The 17,093-nt window shown below is 67.7% G+C and carries 16 protein-coding genes; 9 read left to right on the top strand and 7 right to left on the bottom strand.

What is annotated here, in order from left to right:
* Window positions 1–37 precede the first annotated feature (37 nt).
* On the bottom strand, window positions 38–1,771 hold the full coding sequence (locus ACJ4V0_RS02175) for a thiamine pyrophosphate-requiring protein (RefSeq protein WP_448297898.1): 1,734 nt from the start codon (window positions 1,769–1,771) through the stop codon (window positions 38–40).
* A gap of 130 nt (window positions 1,772–1,901) precedes the next feature.
* Here ACJ4V0_RS02175 and ACJ4V0_RS02170 point away from each other — a divergent pair, with 130 nt between their 5' ends.
* From ACJ4V0_RS02170 to ACJ4V0_RS02160, 3 genes are all read left to right on the top strand, one after another.
* Complete coding sequence (locus ACJ4V0_RS02170) at window positions 1,902–2,393, top strand: MarR family winged helix-turn-helix transcriptional regulator (protein WP_448297897.1); 492 nt, start codon at window positions 1,902–1,904, stop codon at window positions 2,391–2,393.
* Window positions 2,394–2,545: 152 nt separating this feature from the next.
* Window positions 2,546–4,312: a DEAD/DEAH box helicase gene (locus tag ACJ4V0_RS02165; RefSeq protein WP_448297896.1), complete on the top strand. Its 1,767-nt coding sequence runs from the start codon at window positions 2,546–2,548 to the stop codon at window positions 4,310–4,312.
* Window positions 4,313–4,315: 3 nt separating this feature from the next.
* Window positions 4,316–4,792, top strand: a complete 477-nt coding sequence (locus ACJ4V0_RS02160) for a YaiI/YqxD family protein (RefSeq protein WP_448297895.1) — start codon at window positions 4,316–4,318, stop codon at window positions 4,790–4,792.
* Here the strand turns inward: ACJ4V0_RS02160 and ACJ4V0_RS02155 are convergent.
* Window positions 4,789–5,556, bottom strand: coding sequence for a DUF3750 domain-containing protein (locus ACJ4V0_RS02155; RefSeq protein WP_448297894.1), 768 nt, complete (start codon window positions 5,554–5,556; stop codon window positions 4,789–4,791). The genes ACJ4V0_RS02160 and ACJ4V0_RS02155 overlap by 4 nt on opposite strands.
* Window positions 5,543–6,199 (bottom strand): glutathione S-transferase family protein, encoded by a 657-nt coding sequence (locus ACJ4V0_RS02150; protein ID WP_448297893.1) that lies wholly within the window; start codon window positions 6,197–6,199, stop codon window positions 5,543–5,545. The genes ACJ4V0_RS02155 and ACJ4V0_RS02150 overlap by 14 nt, the downstream gene beginning before the upstream one ends.
* 135 nt (window positions 6,200–6,334) lie before the next feature.
* On the opposite strand from ACJ4V0_RS02150, the gene ACJ4V0_RS02145 reads away from it, so the two are divergent.
* The 3 genes from ACJ4V0_RS02145 (at window position 6,335) to ACJ4V0_RS02135 (ending at window position 8,970) form a co-directional block, all read left to right on the top strand.
* Complete coding sequence (locus tag ACJ4V0_RS02145; RefSeq protein WP_448297892.1) at window positions 6,335–7,549, top strand: polyhydroxyalkanoate depolymerase; 1,215 nt, start codon at window positions 6,335–6,337, stop codon at window positions 7,547–7,549.
* Between the two features lie 142 nt (window positions 7,550–7,691).
* Window positions 7,692–8,267, top strand: coding sequence for a hypothetical protein (locus ACJ4V0_RS02140; protein ID WP_448297891.1), 576 nt, complete (start codon window positions 7,692–7,694; stop codon window positions 8,265–8,267).
* Window positions 8,268–8,280: 13 nt separating this feature from the next.
* On the top strand, window positions 8,281–8,970 hold the full coding sequence (locus tag ACJ4V0_RS02135; RefSeq protein ID WP_448297890.1) for an RraA family protein: 690 nt from the start codon (window positions 8,281–8,283) through the stop codon (window positions 8,968–8,970).
* A 57-nt stretch (window positions 8,971–9,027) separates the two neighbouring features.
* On the opposite strand, the gene ACJ4V0_RS02130 is transcribed toward ACJ4V0_RS02135, so the two are convergent.
* The 4 genes from ACJ4V0_RS02130 to ACJ4V0_RS02115 are packed head-to-tail and all read right to left on the bottom strand — an operon-like array spanning window position 9,028 to window position 12,903.
* Entirely contained in the window at window positions 9,028–10,317 is a 1,290-nt protein-coding gene (locus ACJ4V0_RS02130) for a type III PLP-dependent enzyme (RefSeq protein ID WP_448297889.1), read from the bottom strand.
* Window positions 10,307–11,845 carry an AMP-binding protein gene (locus ACJ4V0_RS02125; protein WP_448297888.1) on the bottom strand — a complete coding sequence of 513 codons (1,539 nt, stop codon included), beginning with the start codon at window positions 11,843–11,845 and terminating at the stop codon, window positions 10,307–10,309. Before ACJ4V0_RS02125 ends, ACJ4V0_RS02130 begins: the two co-directional genes overlap by 11 nt.
* A complete protein-coding gene (locus ACJ4V0_RS02120) occupies window positions 11,842–12,099 on the bottom strand; it encodes an acyl carrier protein (protein ID WP_448297887.1) in 258 nt (85 codons plus the stop codon). Before ACJ4V0_RS02120 ends, ACJ4V0_RS02125 begins: the two co-directional genes overlap by 4 nt.
* Window positions 12,100–12,135: 36 nt before the next feature.
* Window positions 12,136–12,903 carry a hypothetical protein gene (locus tag ACJ4V0_RS02115; protein ID WP_448297886.1) on the bottom strand — a complete coding sequence of 256 codons (768 nt, stop codon included), beginning with the start codon at window positions 12,901–12,903 and terminating at the stop codon, window positions 12,136–12,138.
* 1,197 nt (window positions 12,904–14,100) lie between these two features.
* Between ACJ4V0_RS02115 and ACJ4V0_RS02110 the strand changes: the two genes are divergently transcribed.
* The 3 genes from ACJ4V0_RS02110 to ACJ4V0_RS02100 all read left to right on the top strand — a co-directional run bounded on the left by ACJ4V0_RS02110 (window position 14,101) and on the right by ACJ4V0_RS02100 (window position 17,081).
* On the top strand, window positions 14,101–15,099 hold the full coding sequence (locus ACJ4V0_RS02110; protein ID WP_448297972.1) for a TRAP transporter substrate-binding protein: 999 nt from the start codon (window positions 14,101–14,103) through the stop codon (window positions 15,097–15,099).
* A 90-nt stretch (window positions 15,100–15,189) separates the two neighbouring features.
* Entirely contained in the window at window positions 15,190–15,765 is a 576-nt protein-coding gene (locus tag ACJ4V0_RS02105) for a TRAP transporter small permease (RefSeq protein ID WP_448297885.1), read from the top strand.
* Window positions 15,762–17,081 carry a TRAP transporter large permease gene (locus ACJ4V0_RS02100; RefSeq protein ID WP_448297884.1) on the top strand — a complete coding sequence of 440 codons (1,320 nt, stop codon included), beginning with the start codon at window positions 15,762–15,764 and terminating at the stop codon, window positions 17,079–17,081. Before ACJ4V0_RS02105 ends, ACJ4V0_RS02100 begins: the two co-directional genes overlap by 4 nt.
* Window positions 17,082–17,093 lie beyond the last annotated feature (12 nt).

Raw genomic sequence — 17,093 nt, 5'->3', positions numbered from 1 at the left:
GGTCGTTGAGCGCCGCCGGATCGGTCCCGTTTCGTCCCTAGCCTTCCATGAGATGGGGCAACCACACATCGAGAACAGCCGCCCGCTTCTCAACCTTCACGACATGCATGGCCTCCGCGATCGCGCCTTCGACCTCGTCCGGGTGCCTGACCTTGCGGGCATGGGCACCGCCGGCCGCGGCTGCGATTGCAGAATAGTCCGGCGGCGGATCGAAGGCGACGCCGATATCGTCCGAGCGGCTCGCATGGCCGGACGGGTGGACCGCGAGCGTCGAATAGCGCGGAGCGCGCCAGCCGCGGTTGTTGAAGACGACCTGCAGGAAGGGCGTGCCGTACTGACGCGCCATCCAGTGGACGGTCGAGGGCTGGGAGAACATGTAGGAGCCGTCACCGGTCAGGGCGATGACGGTCTTGGCGGGGTCGGCGAGCTTGGCGCCGATTGCGGCGCCCCCGGTCCAGCCAAGATTGCCGCCGCCGGAATTGAGCATCTGGCCGGGCCGGGTCGGGGCGATGTGGTTCACCACGACGGGATAGTTGGTGATGCCCTCGTTGAGGACAATCGTGTCGGCATCGACATGGGCGCGGACGCAGGCCGTCACGTATTCCGCGGTCAGGACATCACCGGTCGGCTTGCGCTCGGCGGCGGCAAGCGCGGCTTTCCGTTCCTCGTGCAGGCGGCTGTAGTGGGCGCGCCGCTCGCCGATGCGGGCGACGTCGAGCGCGATGCGATCGAGGCCGGCATTGAGCTGCGCGAGCGCCGTCTCGGCGTGGACGCGGAAGACCCGGCGCGCAGGAATGGACCACAGCGGCATGTCCTGCTTCAGAGGATCGACGTCGAGGTGCCAGATTTTCGCGCCCGAGCGCGGTCTGGACACGGTCGGGATCCACGGCACGTCGGAATCGATGACGACGACCACATCGGCGGCGGCCAGCAGCGGGTTCTGGCGCGGCTCGTTCCACTGGCAGCCCTGATACATCGGGTCGTCGTGCGGCAGGTTTACCGCATTCGGCACGCTCTCCAGCACGGCGATGCCGAGCGGGCCGACGAGGCGCTGCAATTCCCTCACCGCCTGCGGGTTGCGGCCGAGATAGGAGGTGACGATCAGCGGCCGGTGGGCCTGCGCCAGATCAGTGAGCAGCGCGTGGACCGCCTCCTGCGGCATCGCCGCCGGGGCGATCGGCGCGAAATCCGCGACGTCCATGCCCGCCTGCCCCGCCGGGTCGAGCGCCTCCTCCATGACCTCGCGGGCACCCATCAGATAGACCGGGCCCTTGGGGTCGGAATGGGCGAATTGCATGGCACGGAAGGTCATCTGCCTGATGTTGCGCCCCGTCCGCAGCTCCGCGTCGTAGCGCATGTAGCCGCGGACGATGCCGCGCTGGTCGTGGACGTCCTGGATCCACTGGATGAACTCGTTGCGGCTGCCCTTCATCTCCCCGAACTGGGTGAAAGGCGAGGCGCCGGCGAAGATCAGCACCGGCACCCGTCCCTTCGAGACATTGTGAACAGCCCCCGCAAGCGATTGCGTCCCGCATTCGACATGGACGATGACGGCCTGTGCCCGGCCGGTGACCTGCGCGTAGCCCTGGGCCGCCGTCAGCGCCACCATCTCGTTCGGGCAGGTGATGACCTTCGGCATCCGCTGGCCGGCGGCGCGGGCCTCGGCCAGGGCCTCGATCAGTGCGGGATGGTCGCTGCCGAAATTCGAGAACAGGTAGTCCACGCCGGCTTCGGCGAGCGCTTCGAGGAAGGCGGTGGACGCTGTGTACATCGGGGTCCTGTACCGTGACGGGCAATTAGTTGGATATCCAACTGTTAGAGTCAACACCATCTTGTGAGCCCTCGCCCGCCATGCGACATTCACGGTGAACGAGGCGCTTCATCCGCCTGGACGAAGACTCATGTCAGACGCCCTCACCAATGCACCCGGCAAGGCCGCCCCTGAAGGCCGCGCGGACGACGCCGCCCGCCTCGGTCCGCTGTCGAATTTCATCGGCTTTCACCTGAGGATCGCCCAGGAGGCGTCGTTTCGGGCCTTCGCCCAGCGCGTCGGGGATCCCGACCTCAAGCCGCGGCGCTTCGCCGTGCTGACGCTGATCGCCGAAAACCCGGGCATGACCCAGACTGCCCTCGGCAAGGCGGCGGGACGGGACAAGTCGACGCTCACCTCGACCCTCGACGATCTCGTCAAGCGCGGCCTCGTGCTGCGCGAGCGGGCGCCGAAAGACCGGCGGAGCTACACGCTGACCCTGACGTCGGCCGGATGCGCCCTGCACCAGCGCCTCATGGCCTCGGCGCGGGAGCACGACCGCGAACTCGACCGCATTGTCGGTGCCGACAGGAAGGCGGAATTCCTCGCCCTGCTGCGCCGGATCGCGACCGAACTCGGCTGAGCCGGCACCCCTTTGTTGCTGCACTGCAAAAGACGTGGCTTTTTCCGCAGGAAAGGCCTAGGGAGACGGCCAGCATTCCGTCGCCGCCATGTCCGCCGTTCCCTGACCGGCCATCTTCAGCCGGCGCGGACCCATTCAGGACAATCCGCCACGTGACCGAACTCCTCATTCCGCCCCAGCTTGCCGCGGCTCTCTCCGCCCGGGACTATGTCGACCTCACGCCCGTCCAGAGCGCCGTTCTGGCGCCCGCCGCGACAGGCCGAGACCTGCTCGTGTCCGCCCAGACCGGCTCCGGCAAGACGGTCGCCTATGGCCTCGCCCTCGTCGACACGCTCATGGGCGATGCCGAGCGTCTGCACCGCACCGCCGCGCCGCTGGCGCTGATCGTCGCGCCGACGCGCGAACTGGCGCTGCAGGTGCAGCGCGAACTGACCTGGCTCTATGCCGACACCGGGGCGCGCATCATCGCCTGCGTCGGCGGCATGGATGCCCGCCGCGAGCGGCGACTGCTCGAGGACGGCGCCCATATCGTCGTCGGCACGCCGGGCCGCCTGCGCGACCATATCGAGCGCGGCGCTCTCGAACCTTTCAAGGCCAAGGCCGTGGTGCTGGACGAGGCCGACGAGATGCTCGACCTCGGCTTTCGCGATGACCTCGAGTTCATCCTCAACGCGACCCCCGAGGACCGCCGCACGCTGCTGTTCTCTGCCACCATCCCGTCCGCCATCGCGACGCTGGCCAAGCGCTACCAGCGCAACGCCCTGCGCATCGAATCGGGTGCCGGCGAGCGCGGCCACCAGGACATCGAATACCGCGTCATCCGCGTCTTTCCGAACGAGGTGGAACACGCCGTCGTCAACATCCTGCGCCAGCTCGAGCCGAAGACGACCATCATTTTCGCCAATACGCGCAATGCCGTGCGCCACCTCCAGGCGACGCTGGTCGAGCGCGGCTTCTCGGCCGTCTTCCTGTCCGGCGAACTCGGCCAGCACGAGCGCAACCTCGCCCTGCAGTCGCTGCGCGACGGGCGCGCCCGCATCTGCGTCGCCACCGACGTCGCCGCCCGCGGCATCGACCTTCCGAATCTCGCCCTCGTCATCCACGCCGAACTGCCGCACGATGCCGAGGTGATGCAGCATCGCTCCGGCCGCACCGGCCGCGCCGGCAACAAGGGTGTCAGCGTCCTGCTGGTGCCGACCACCCGACGCCGTCGCGCCGAGAGCCTCCTGGCGGAAGCCGGCATCCGCGCCGAATGGGCCGGACCGCCGACGGCCGACGACATCCGCGCCCTCGACCGCGAGCGCATCTTCGCCGACCCGCTCCTGACCGAGGAACCCAGCGAGGAGGATCGTCAGGTCGCCGCGGTGCTGATGGAACGCAAGGCTCCCGAAGATATCGCGGTTGCGCTGGCGCGGGTTCTGCGTTCGCGCCTGCCCGAGCCCGAGGAGGTCTCCGATCCGGGCTTTGCCCGCAGCGCCACCGCCGGCCCGCGCGGCCGGGCCGAGCGCGACCTGAAGGTGACCGGCGACATGGCCTGGTTCCGGGCCGATGTCGGCCGGCAGAACCGTGCCGATCCCAAGTGGCTGCTGCCCATGCTCTGCCGCCGCGGCAAGGTCATGCGCGACGACATCGGCGCGATCCGTATCCAGGACACGACGACGGAGTTCCAGGTTTCGGCGGCCCTCGCCGAGACCTTCATCGTCAATGCCCGCAAGGCCAACGCAGACGACGTGTTCATCACGCCGATCCAGGAAGGCGAGGGCGGTGCTCCGCCGCCGCGCTTCCGCCAGAGGCCGGAGGCGGGACGCGAGGACCGTGACAGCAAGCCCTTCGCCAAGAAGCGTCCGCCGCCGCATGCCACCAAGGGCAAGGCCGAGCGCGGCGGCTTCAAGCATCGCAAGAACCGCGACCGCACCTGATCCATGAGCGGCCTCTCCCCGATCGTCGTCTATGTCGATGCCGATGCCTGCCCGGTGAAGGACGAGATCTACCGGGTGGCGCAGCGCTATGGCCTCACCGTCAAGGTCGTCGCCAACAGTCCGATTGCCGTGCCGCGCGAACCTTGGATCGAACGAGTGGTGGTGAGTGAAGGGCCGGATGTCGCGGACGACTGGATCGCCGGGCGGGTGGGACCCGGCAGCCTCGTCATCACCGCCGACATCCCGCTGGCGGCGCGTGCGGTGAAGGCGGGCGCGACGACCTTGGCGCCGAACGGCAAGCTCTTCGACTCCGGCGCCATTGGCATGGCGCTGGCCACCCGCAACCTGATGGATGACATCCGCTCGGCGGGCGGCACGACACGCGGGCCGAACGCCTTCTCAGCCCGCGACCGGTCGAGCTTCCTCTCGGCCATGGATCTCGCCGTGAACCGCCTGAAGCGCGCTGGCCACGGCGGCTAGACGAACGACTCGCCGAAGCCGACGCGCCCGATCGCCGGCAGCTTGATCGCCGGCCGCCGGATGTCGATCCCCAGCACCGCGCCGAAAACGCTGATCTCGAGGCCCTCGGACCAGCCGACCGTCAGGCCGAGATAGCCGCCGAGCGTGGCGCGAAACCCGAGGAGGCCGGTCGCAGGCGCGAGCCAGCGGCCGTCATGCGGAAAGTCCTTGCCGATGGCGGTCGGCGGCAGGCTCGCCTGCAGTTCGGGCGCCGCGGCCAGCGCCGCCGCCACGAAGGTGTTCGAGTTCGGACCCGGCCAGGCGCGGTAGTCGCCGCGGTCGGCATGGGCATAGCCGGCGATGGCCGCCCTGATTTTCGAAATGGCGCGGGCGGCCACCTCCCCGTCAGCGGCGAAGACGAGGACCGGATCCTGGCCGAACCAGCGCCCGTCTGGCGGGAAGCCGTTGGTCCGGATCGGATCGCCCCAGGCCGTATAGTCGAAGCGGTCGTAGCGGGCGGCGCCCGCATCCTTGAGGACGATCCAGGTATGGGTCGCGAAGATGCCGCGCCAACGCACGGTGCGGGCCGCATAGACGCGAATCATGGCCTCGGGGGCCGCTGCGGGAGGGGGCAGAAGGCCGGCGCTGGCCCGCCCCGCCATCGACCAGTCCGGACCCGGATAGCCGATGGCATGGTCGGTCGCCGACCAGCCGATCGGCACGAGGAACATCAGCACGACGGCGAGGACGAGGAGGCGCGCACGGCCCGTCCTAGAACTCGACATCGAGCTCCTCGATCTCCTCGGGCTCGGCCTTGGCGGCGGCGATCCACTCCTTGAGCGGCGCCCAGTCCAGGATGGTGCGGCAATAGGCGGCCGCGCCTGCATCGATCGGCACGTCGTAGGTGGCGAAGCGCATGCAGACCGGCGCGTACATCGCGTCCGCGACCGTCGGGGTGGCGCCGAACAGCCAGGGGCCGCCATGCGCATTGAGGCATTCCGACCAGATCGACAGGATACGCTCGATGTCCGGCTGCGCCCCGGCCCACACCTTGAAGCCGGAATAGCGCGCCTTGAGGTTCATCGGCAGGGCGGAGCGCAGGTTCTGGAAGCCGGAATGCATCTCCCCCGAGATCGAGCGGCAATGGGCGCGCGCCAGACGATCATCCGGAAACAGTCCGGCCTTGGGAAATTTCTCGTGGAGATATTCGGCAATGGCCCAGGTGCCCCAGATCTTGGCCCCGTCATCCATCAGCGCGGGAACCAGGAACGAGGGCGACAGGAGCAGGAGTTCGGCCCGCTGCCCCGGATCGTCGATGGAGACGGGAACCTCCTCGAAGGCAAGGCCCGCCATGCGGCAGAGCAACCAGCCGCGCAGCGACCAGGACGAATAGTTCTTGCTCGAAATGGTGAGCTTGGCCTTGGCCATTCCGAACCTCCCTGACCGAAGGCCGCCGCCGCGCAGCAACCCTTCCAGAAGAATACTCTCGCAGCGCAGCAAAAAGTGCACTAGCTTTTTTTTGATCCATGCCAATGTGGCATGACGACCCAGCCCGGACGGCCCATGATGTATCGCGCGTTCGAGTTTCAGAGCAGGCTTTTCGAGCCCGTGCGCGACGCGGCGCGGATGGCCCTGGCCGCCTTCGGGCCGTCCCTCGAGTCTTCCGAGGCCCGGCTCGGACGGGAGATCATGGCGACCTGGTCCCTGGTGGCCAATGCGGGCTTCTCCCACGCACGGCCGGACTACGGGATCGCCAGCGTCATGGTCGGCAACCGCGAGGCCGAGGTGACCGAGGTCCCGGTCCACACGACGCCCTTCGGCACCCTGCTGAACTTTCGCAAGGACATCGCCATCAACCAGCCGAAGGTGCTGCTGGTCGCCCCTCTCTCCGGCCACTTCGCCACGCTTCTGCGCAACACGGCGAAGACGCTGCTGCAGGACCACGACGTCTTCATCACCGACTGGCACAACGCCCGCGACGTTCCCTGGACCGCGGGGCGCTTCGGCTTCGACGAATATGTCGAGCACCTGATCGAATTCCTGCACGTCATGGGGCCGGGCTCCCACGTGGTCGCGGTCTGCCAGCCCTGCGTCCAGGCTCTGGCGGCGGCCGCCGTCATGGCCCAGGCCGACGACCCCGCCCAGCCGCGCAGCCTGACGCTGATGGCCGGCCCGGTCGATGTGCGCATCAACCCCACCAAGGTCAACGAACTTGCCTTCAACCACCCCTACGAGTGGTTCGAGAAGAACCTGATCAGCACTGTGCCGCTGCCCCATGCCGGCGCCGGGCGGCGGGTCTATCCGGGCTTCCTCCAGCTCACCGCCTTCCTGGCGATGAACCGCGACCGCCATATCCGCTCGCATCTCGACATGCACGGCCATATCGCCCGCGGCGAGACGGAGAAGGCGGAGGCGATCCGCGTCTTCTACGAGGAGTATTTCGCCGTCCTCGACCTGACGGCGGAGTTCTATCTGGAAACCATCGACATGGTCTTCCAGCGCGCGCTGTTGCCCAAAGGGGAACTGACCTACAAGGGGCGGCCGGTCGATCCCTCGGCCATCCGCCGCACGGCGCTGCTGACCGTCGAGGGCGAGCGCGACGACATCTGCTCCATCGGCCAGACGGTGGCCGCCCACGATCTCGTTCCCAAGCTGAAGCCCTTCCGCAAGCGCCATCACATGCAGGCGGGCGTCGGCCACTACGGCGTTTTCTCGGGCCGCAGGTGGGAGGGGCAGGTCTATCCCATCGTTCGCAACATGATCCTGGCGAGCGAATAGGCCGCTCCGGACGCCGGTGTCTGCACACCACCCGCCCGAGGCAAGGGGGTGCCTTCCCGAACGTGAGCCGCTATAGCCTTTGGCGGGGACGATTCACCGGCTCCGGCAGGGCCGGGGCTCGCCGACGAGGATGATTTTCGCCATGACGTTGACCCGCATGCTGCGCGGTGCCCTGATCGCCGCCACGCTCTCCTTAGCCGCGCCGGCCCTTGCAGACGACATCCGCGACGCCATCGAGGAAGCGCGCCGCGCCTATCAGTCCAACGACCTCGTGGCGGCAAAGGCGGCCCTCGACGTCGCCTCGCAGCTCATCGCTCAGCGCAGCGCCACCGGCCTGTCGCGCTTCCTTCCCCCCGCCCCGCGCGGCTGGACCGCCGACGAGGCGGAGACCGACGCCAGCGCGGCCGCCATGTTCGGCGGCGGCCTCATCGCCAAGCGCCGCTATTCCAACGGCGACCGCCACGTGACGGTGCAGGTGCTTGCCAACTCGCCGATGATCGCCCAGATGGCACCGCTCTTCTCCAATGCCCAGATGCTCGGCGCCATGGGCCGCGTCTTCCGCATCAAGGGCAAGACGGCGGTCCTCGCCCGCGACGGCAACATCCAGGTCCTGCTCGGACGCACCCTCATCATCATCGAGGGCTCGGGCAACGAGGCGGAGAAGCGCGCGCTGCTCGACGCCCTCGACCTTGCCGCCATCGAATCCTTCAACGGCTGATCCGGAGCCCGCCATGTCCCTCGGTTTCCAGGTCCTGCCGAAGCCCCTTCCCAACGATACGGCCCTGCTGGCGCTGCTCGCCGGCGTGCCGACGCCACTCATCAGCGACAACATGGCGAGGCTTTTCGCCGCCGGACCGGCGCTGAGGCCCATGCATGACGGGACGCCGATGCTCGGCTTCGCACTGACGGTCAGAACGCGGCCCGGAGACAATCTCCTCGTCCACAAGGCGATCGACATGGCAGGGTCCGGCGACGTCATCGTGGTCGATGCCGGCGGTGATCTGACCAACGCCATCATCGGCGAGATCATGGCGCGGCTCGCGCTGAAGCGCGGCGCGGCCGGCATCGTCATCGACGGCGCCATCCGCGACAGCGACGCCCTCGTCACCATGAGCCTGCCGGTGTTTGCGGCCGGCGTCACCCATCGCGGCCCCTACAAAGACGGCCCCGGCGAGATCAACACGGGTGCCGTGATCGGCGGGCAGTACATTGCCCCCGGCGACATCGTCGTCGGCGATGCGGATGGCGTTCTGGCGGTGCCACGGGCCGAGGTTGCGGCCGTCGCCGCGCTCGCCCGCAAGCAACTGGCTGCCGAGGACGCGACGATGAAGGCCATCGCCGAGGGCACGCTCGACCGCAGCTGGGTGGACGAGACGCTGAAGGCCAGGGGCGCCGCCTTCGGCACCGGCTCGGCCTACTAGGGTCCTGTCATCGCATTGTCGGAACGCGAGCCGGGAACCACGTCGCTCGAAAAGGCCCTACGGCCCGCCGATCAGCCTTGCCGCGCCGCCGTCGATGAGTACTTCGGCGGGCGCGGGATGGCTGAGGAAGCCGGCCGGGCTTGCAGTCGGGCCATAGGCGCCCGATTGCAGCACGGCGACGAGGTCGCCGGCCACCAGGTCCGGCATCTCCACCTTGCGCGCCAGCGTGTCGAGCGGCGTGCAGAGCGGGCCGACGACGCTGGCCGGTCCGGTCGCGGCCTCGCTCATGCGCGAAGCGGCGAGGACCGGATAGTCCCGCTTGATGACCTGCCCGAGATTCCCCGAAGCGGCGAGGTGATGGTGCATGCCGCCATCGACGACGAGAAAGCGCTGGCCGCGCGACACCTTGGCCGCCAGCACGGATGACAGATAGACGCCGGCCGGGCCGACCAGATAGCGACCGGGCTCGACGAGGACATGGGCGCCGCGGATCAGCGGATCGGCTCGCTGCGCCGCGATCAGCGGACCGAGACCCGCGCTGACAGCGCCGAGGTCCAGCATCCGGTCGCCGGGGAAATAGGGAATGCCGAGGCCGCCGCCGAGATCGATGGTGCGGAGAGGCTGCCCGAGCCGCGCCGCGACCCGGCTTGCGACGACGAGGCCATGCCGCCACTGGCCGAGGAGCACCTCGGCGTCGAGGATCTGCGTTCCCGCGAAGAGATGAACGCCGGTCAGGTCCAGGTGCGGGGAGGCCGCGATGCGGTCGACGATGGCGTCGATGTCTTCCTCATCGAAGCCGAAGGGCGCGGCCTTGCCGCCCATGCGCATCGCGCCGCCCTGCGCCTCCGCCACCGGATTGACGCGCAGCGCCACCGCGACGCGGTGGGCGAGCGCCGCGCCGATGGCCTCGACATGGCCGATCTCCTCGAGGCTCTCGAGGTGGATCTCGCCGATGCCGCCAGCAATGACCTGCTCGAGTTCGCCCCGGCGCTTGCCGGGACCGGCGAAGAGGATGCGCGCGGGATCGGCGCCGGCGGCGAGTGCCGCGCGAAACTCGCCGAGAGAGGCGATCTCCAGCCCCGCGCCCTCGTCGTGGAGAACACGCACGACAGCCGGGTTGGGATTGGCCTTGATGGAGTAGTGAATGGTCGCGAAGCCCTCGAGCGCGGCCGCGAGGTCCCGGTAGGACCGACGGATGATGGCCGCGTCATAGGCGAAGAGAGGCGTACCGAACCGCTCGGCAAGGCTACGGGCCGTCAGTCCGCCGATCAGCAGGTCGTCCTTCGACTGGCCGAAGTTCTGCATGACGAGGCTCGATGCGAGCGGCGGAGCCGTCTCAGTGACCATCGGAGCGCTCGCGCACCAGGCCGACATAGTCGACCTTGCCATTGGGGGTGACGGGCAGGCGGTCAACGAGTTCGATGGCGCGCGGCACCATGTAGGCGGGCAGCTGGTCGGCGGCCGCCTGCAGCACGACGGCCACGTCCACCTCGCCGGAGGCGACGCCCACCGCATGCACCTTCTGCCCGGCAAAGGCGTCCGGCAGGCCGATGACGGCCACATGCTGGAAGGCGCCGACCGCCATCAGGCATTCCTCCACCTCGGTGGGGCTGATGCGATGGCCGGAGGATTTGATCATCGCATCGTTGCGGGCGACGAAATAGAGGAAGCCGTCCTCGTCCTCCGTGACGAGATCGCCCGAATAGCAGACGATCTCACCGCCCTCGGTCGCCGGGCGGAATGGATGGGGCTTGAGGACTTCCGCCGTCGCGTCAGGGCGGTTCCAGTAGCCGAGCGAGACGGTCGGCCCGCGATGGACGAGGATGCCGGGCTCGCCCGGCCTGGCGCGACGGCCCTCGGCCGTCACCACCAGCATCTCGCATTCGGGAATGGCCTTGCCGATGGAGGTCGGCCGGCGGTCGACCTCCTCCGGTGGCAGAAAGGTAGAGCGGAACGCCTCCGTCAGCCCGTACATCAGGAAGATCTGCGTCGTGGGCAGCTTCTCGCGCAGTTTCGCCACGGTTTCCGACGGCACGGCGCCGCCGGAATTGGTGATGTAGCGCAGGGACGGCAGCGGGGTCCTGGCGAGCAGCGGCGTCGCCCGGGTGAGGATGGCCCAGATGGTCGGGACGCCGGCGAGGCCGGTGATCCCGTGGGCCTCGATGGCCCTCACGATGTCGGCGCCGAACTGGAACGTCAGCAGCACGATGCGGGCGCCCTGCTCGACCGCCGTCAGGAGCTGGTTGAGCCCGTAGTCGAAACTGAACGGCAACAGCGACAGGATGCGGTCCTGCGCCGTGATGTCGAGATAGGTGCGCACGATGCGCGTGCCGGCGAGGAGGTTGCGATGGCTGAGCATCACGCCCTTCGGCCGGCCGGTGGATCCCGAGGTGTAGAGGATGGCGGCGAGATCCTCGCCAATGCCGGCGGACGGCGGAAGCGGTCGCTCCGGCCCACCGGTGGCAAAATCCGGCGCGTCGACCACCACGACACGGATGCCATCCAGGCCAGCGAAGGCCTCCTCCAGCACAGTCGCCAGGGCGCCCGAGGTCAGGACGATGCGGGCGCCGCAGTCCTCGACGATGTGGCGGACCTGTGCCGGCTTCAGCATGGCATTGACCGGCACGAAGACGCCGCCCGCGCGCGCGACACCGAAGATCGACCAGCACTCCTCCAGGCTCTTCGGCAGGAAGATGGCGACGCGGTCGCCGCGCTCCAGCCCCTCCGCCAGGCAGCGCGCGGCGCAGGCGCGCGCCGCCGCGGCCAGTTCGCCATAGGTTGCCGAGCGATCCCCGTCCACGACAGCGATGCGGTCGGCGCGGGAGGCTGCCGCCTGATCGAGGAGATGGTGGAGAAGGAAGGGCGACGGCGTCACGCGCGGGAGCGCTCCACGAAGCTCACCAACTGGCCGAAGGTCTCGAAATTGGCCGGGTCGAAATCCTCGTCCGACAGTTCCACCCCGAAGCGCTCGGAGAGGAAGCTGACGAGGTCGAGAATGCCGAGGGAATCGATCGCCCCGCTGGCGAGCAGGGCCGTACCGGCGGTGATGCTCTTTCCCGCCAGCAGGGGGAACCGGTCCTTCAGGAAGCCTGCGATGTCGTCGGCAACTCCGGTGGTCTCAACCGTCACGTGTCATTCTCCCGCTTGCTTCGGCGACCGGCATTATCAGATGCGAAGAAAAACAAATTCCGAATAGGCGTGATCAACCTCCGCGGTCACGGCATCACCGCGCACGAAAGTCGGTCGGGACCGCTGCGAGAACCATCCACCGAAGACGGCTTCGTCGCGTTTCGCCGGCAGTTCGAGGCAGATGGCGCCATTTCGCAGGAGAAACCGCGCAATGGGACCGAGATTGCGGTGAACTGCCGCAACGTCCGTCGCATAGATCAGCCTCGCTGTCGGCAGGCCCTTGCGACGCGCGGTGGAAAAGACCAGCGGCTGATCGGCCCCCTCGGCCCGCAGAAAACAGACGAGGCAGCCGAAAGTGAGATGGTCGTCCAGCAGCCGGCGCGCGTCGGCCCCGATGTCCGCGGCATCGACGCCGGCGATGGCGCCGCCCGCGCCTGGACGGAGCGCGGCAAGCGGCAGCGGAATGATCAGCCCGCCGTCGTGGCGGCGAACGAAGCCGAAACGCTCCATCATCGCCGTCACCGGCGGGCTCGGCGTCAGGTCGGTGAAGGTGCTGGACGGCTCGGCGAGAACCTGTTGCAGCATGCGGGGGGCGAGAAGGCGGTACCGGTCGTCGACGTACCAGCTGGACAGGTTGACCACCGTCCGCGCGGCGTCGCCACCGCGACGGCTACGCATGGTGAGGATGACCCCGACCGGCTCACCCTTGACCCAAAGTAACTGGCCGACGGGTCCGAGATCCTGGGCGATGTGAAACTGTGACTGGCGCAGCAGCCCCTCTTTCCAGAAGTCGCGCGTGCGCATGGGAAAGCCGCGCGCCAGCAGCGCGTAGGCATCCTCCATCGTGTCATGCGCGATTGGCTGCAACATGAGCGTCAGTCTAGCCAGGTCCGCGCAAGACGGAACAACATTATAAACACATCCTTAATCCGGATGATTAGGACGCTTTAATACACGGCGAGCGCTGTAACGCCTCGCCGATCTACTTGCCGCCACCCGAGCGCGGCCGCAGCCGATTCCGCCTTGTAGAAACCACGCGTTACAGAGTCTTTAGCGGGCGAGGCGGACCGTTGCGACAGATTGCCCCGTCACCGACCGGGATCGCGTCCGGGGCCACAGGAGACTCGCCGGAACATGGCCGTGGGGACGGGGTCGCGCTCGGCGCCGGTCAGGTCCGTAAGGCTGGCGGGATCGTACCAGAGCCTGGAGCCCAGGTCGGGCACGAAGATGAGGTCCGGCGCCGGCCGCCCTATGCGCGGCGGCTCCTCGACCCTGCGCAAGGCGCGGGTGAAGGCGTTGAAGACCAGCAGCGGCGAACCTTCGGGCTAGGGCAGCGGTTGGTAGCGGTAGCCGGGCGTGCGGCCCGGATGGGCGACCGGCTCGAGGCTGATGCGCCCGTAGCCCTGGCTCTGGTGAAAAACGGAAGAGATAGTCGCGCTGCGGCGTGGTCACCTGGAAGACGAGATCGGAGGCGGCGGTCGCCTCATCGACCGCACCGCGGAACAGAGCCGTCACCTGCGGGGTGCCGATCAGGACGTAGCGCGCCCCGTTGGCGCGGCAGGATGCCTGACGCTGCTGCGCCTCGGCGGGGGCCATGCCCTGTAGGGCCGCGATCAGGCCGAGGATGACGGGGAGACGGAACGGGATGCGGCTCATCGGGGGATACACTCTGCTGGAATCGGTCGCATAACGTACAGGAACTACGCACCGGACAAGCAACGGCAGGGGCTGGTCTGGTCAATTCCCAGCGCATGACGACGGTCACATCGGACAGAATGTTGGTCGCCTGTTATCCCCGCCTGATCATGCTGCACCGCAAAGTAAACGCCTGCCGCATTGCGATATAAATCCATTTAAATTTGCAGCGCAGCACGGGCTTTTGCAATTGTCCGGCCGCTGATCTTTCTGACATACTCCTTCCTGGACCCGGGCCACACCGGGCAGCGCCACAGAGCGCATCACTGCTCAAGGGAGGATTTCGAGATGGATGTCACAGGGAAACTGGAGCGCAGGCAGGTCCTTCTCGGCCTCGGCGCAGCGTCGGCGGCCGCTCTCGTCGCCAGCCCGAGCGTGCTCCGCGCCCAGGCGCCGGTCACGCTGAACGGCGCCGTGCAGTTCAACGACGACCATGCCTTCACCAAGGCCCTCGTCCGCTTCGAGGAGCGCGTGAAGGCGCTCTACGGCAAGCCGGTCAACTTCAACCTTCACAAGAATTCCTCTCTCGGCCTCGAGAAGCAGTATTTCGAATACATGGCCCAGGGCCGCGCCGTGGACTACGCCATTGTCTCGCCGGCGCACATGTCGACCTTTGCCCGCTCGGCGCCCTTCATCGACGCCCCCTTCGTCTTCCGCGACGTCGCCCACATGGGCACCGTTGTGAAGGCGAACATGCTGAAGCCCATCGAGGACGAGGTGGAGCGACGCGCCGGCGTGCGCCTGATCGGCCATGCGGGCGGCGGCACGCGCAACATCTTCGCCAACAAGCCGATCAAGAACCTCGCCGAGATGCGCGGCCTCAAGGTGCGCGTGCAGGGTGCGCCGATCTGGTCGCGCACCTTCGCCGCGGTCGGGATGTCACCCACCGTCATCGCCTACAACGAGGTCTACAACGCCATCCAGAACGGCGTGATTCAGGCCGGCGAGAACGAGGCTGCGGGCGTCGAGGCGATGAAGTTCTACGAGGTCGCGCCGAACCTCATCATGACGCAGCACGCGGTCTCGATCCGGCCGATCTGCTTCTCGATGAAGACCATGGCCACCCTGCCGAAGGATCTGCAGGACGCCATCATCAGTGCCGGCGCCGAGGCCGGTGAGTACGGCCGCCAGGTCGAATCCAGCGAGGACGGCGCCAAGCTCGAGACCCTGGAGAAGGCCGGACGCCTGAAGCGCATCACCTTCGAGGAGCGCGACGCCATGAAGAAGCTGACCGACCCGGTCATGGCCGCCTATGCCAAGGAGGTCGGTGCGGAGGCGATCTTCGGTCAGGTCAGCGGCGCCTGATCCAGCCCTGATCGCGGCCCGGGCAGACTGCGCGGGCTGCACTCCCGCATGGTGGCGTCGCCGCCCCCGAATCCATTGCGAAAGCGTGCCATGACCCTGTCCGACAGTCCTGCCGGCGGCGAGGTGCCCAGCCTCTGGCGGCGGTTCACGGCGGCCTATGCGAGCCTGTTGTCGCATCTCGTCGTCGCATCCGTCGCGATCCTCATCATCCCGGTCAGCCTGCAGATTTTCTCGCGCCACACGGCGCTGATCCCCAGCTACATCTGGACCGAGGAGATGGCCCGCTTCCTGTTCATCTGGACGATCTCGATCGGCGCCATGATCGGGGTCAGGGAATCGACCCATTTCGAGGTCGACGTGATGCCGGAACTGCCGCCGCGCGGCGAGGCTGTCGCGCGGCTCACCGGGCGCATCGGCATCCTGGTGATTGCCTTCGTCTTCCTGTTCGCCGGCATCAAGTTCACGGAATTCGCCTGGTTCCGCACCTCGGAACTCGCGGAACTGCCGCTCTGGCTGATCCACCTGCCCTGGCCGCTGATGGGGCTGACCTGGATCATCTTCCTCGGCGAGCAGATGCTCGACGACATCCTGATCATCGCGGGCCGCAAGGCGCCGCCGCAGAAGGCCTCGCTGGCCGATATCGACGCAGGAACGCTCAACCTATGACGGGAGCTACGCTGACCGCCGGCCAGGCGGCCCTCATCCTGTTCGGGTCCTTCTTCGGGCTCCTCGCCCTGCGCGTGCCGGTCGCCTTCGCGCTCGGCCTCGCCTGCCTGCCGATCCTCGCCATCGAGCCGAGGCTCGACACCGTGTCGCTGATGTCGGAGAGCTTCAACGCCTTCAACTCGTTCATCCTGCTGGCGGTGCCGTTCTTCCTGCTCACCGCCAACCTGATGAACATCGGTGGTATCACCGAGCGCCTGCTCAAGCTCTCGCGCACCATGGTCGGCCACTGGCCCGGCGGCCTCGCGCAGATCAACGTGGTGCTGTCGCTGTTCTTCGCCGGCATCTCGGGCTCGTCCACCGCCGACGCGGCCAGCCAGTCGAAGATCTTCATCGAGGCGCAGCGACGCGCGGGCTATGACGACTCGTTCTCCGTCGCCATCACCGCCGTCTCGGCCGTGCTTGCCGTGATCGTCCCGCCATCGATCCTGATGATCGTCTGGGGCGGCATCCTCACCACCTCCATCGGCGCCCTGTTCCTCGCCGGCATCATCCCCGGCATCCTCATCGCCGGTGCGCAGATGGCCACCGTCCACATCTATTCGGTGAGGCGTGGCTACCCGACCTATCCGCGCGAAACGTGGCGCGCCCTCCTGTGCGCCTGCGCCCATTCGATTCTGGCGCTGATGACGCCGGGCATCATCATCGGCGGCAAGATCTTCGGCTGGTTCACCGCGACGGAATCGGCCGCCATCGCCGTGCTCTATGCCGGTGTTCTCTCCTTCATCGTCTATCGCGAGATGGACATGAAGGGGCTCTACGGCGCCCTGCTCGATACCGGCCGGCTGACCGGCGTCATCCTGTTCTGCGTCGGCACGGCGAGTTGCTTCGGCTGGCTCCTCGCCTACTACAAGATCCCCGAGGCGATCCTCACCGGCGTCTCGGCCTGGGAGATGGGCTTCATCGCCACCGGCTTCTTCATCGCCGCCGTCTTCCTGCTCGTCGGCTGCTTCCTCGACGCCATTCCGGCCATCATCATCTGCGGGCCGATCCTGCAACCGCTGGCCAAGGCCGTGGAGATGGATCCGGTCCATTTCGCCATGGTCGGTATCGTCTCGCTCGCCTTCGGGCTGGTCACGCCACCCTACGGGCTCTGTCTCATGATCGCCTGTGCGGTGGCCGGCATCCGCATGCGCGCGGCGATCAAGGACACGCTGATCATGCTGATCCCGCTGTTTATGGTGCTGGCGCTGGTCATCGTCTGGCCGAAGGTGACGCTGTTCCTGCCGAGCCTGGTGTCACCGGAATTTCTGAACTGACGGGCCGTCCCT

Source organism: Phreatobacter aquiterrae, assembly GCF_053471285.1.
This window is presented reverse-complemented; position numbering and strand designations above follow the sequence as displayed.

What these genes read in the sequence shown, in the direction of transcription:
- ACJ4V0_RS02175 (WP_448297898.1), bottom strand. Translation starts at nt 1,771, where the DNA reads ATGTACACAGCGTCCACCGCCTTCCTCGAAGCGCTCGCCGAAGCCGGC.
- ACJ4V0_RS02170 (WP_448297897.1), top strand. Translation starts at nt 1,902, where the DNA reads ATGTCAGACGCCCTCACCAATGCACCCGGCAAGGCCGCCCCTGAAGGC.
- ACJ4V0_RS02160 (WP_448297895.1), top strand. Translation starts at nt 4,316, where the DNA reads ATGAGCGGCCTCTCCCCGATCGTCGTCTATGTCGATGCCGATGCCTGC.
- ACJ4V0_RS02155 (WP_448297894.1), bottom strand. Translation starts at nt 5,556, where the DNA reads ATGTCGAGTTCTAGGACGGGCCGTGCGCGCCTCCTCGTCCTCGCCGTC.
- ACJ4V0_RS02150 (WP_448297893.1), bottom strand. Translation starts at nt 6,199, where the DNA reads ATGGCCAAGGCCAAGCTCACCATTTCGAGCAAGAACTATTCGTCCTGG.
- ACJ4V0_RS02145 (WP_448297892.1), top strand. Translation starts at nt 6,335, where the DNA reads ATGATGTATCGCGCGTTCGAGTTTCAGAGCAGGCTTTTCGAGCCCGTG.
- ACJ4V0_RS02140 (WP_448297891.1), top strand. Translation starts at nt 7,692, where the DNA reads ATGACGTTGACCCGCATGCTGCGCGGTGCCCTGATCGCCGCCACGCTC.
- ACJ4V0_RS02135 (WP_448297890.1), top strand. Translation starts at nt 8,281, where the DNA reads ATGTCCCTCGGTTTCCAGGTCCTGCCGAAGCCCCTTCCCAACGATACG.
- ACJ4V0_RS02130 (WP_448297889.1), bottom strand. Translation starts at nt 10,317, where the DNA reads ATGGTCACTGAGACGGCTCCGCCGCTCGCATCGAGCCTCGTCATGCAG.
- ACJ4V0_RS02115 (WP_448297886.1), bottom strand. Translation starts at nt 12,903, where the DNA reads ATGCGCACGCGCGACTTCTGGAAAGAGGGGCTGCTGCGCCAGTCACAG.
- ACJ4V0_RS02105 (WP_448297885.1), top strand. Translation starts at nt 15,190, where the DNA reads ATGACCCTGTCCGACAGTCCTGCCGGCGGCGAGGTGCCCAGCCTCTGG.
- ACJ4V0_RS02100 (WP_448297884.1), top strand. Translation starts at nt 15,762, where the DNA reads ATGACGGGAGCTACGCTGACCGCCGGCCAGGCGGCCCTCATCCTGTTC.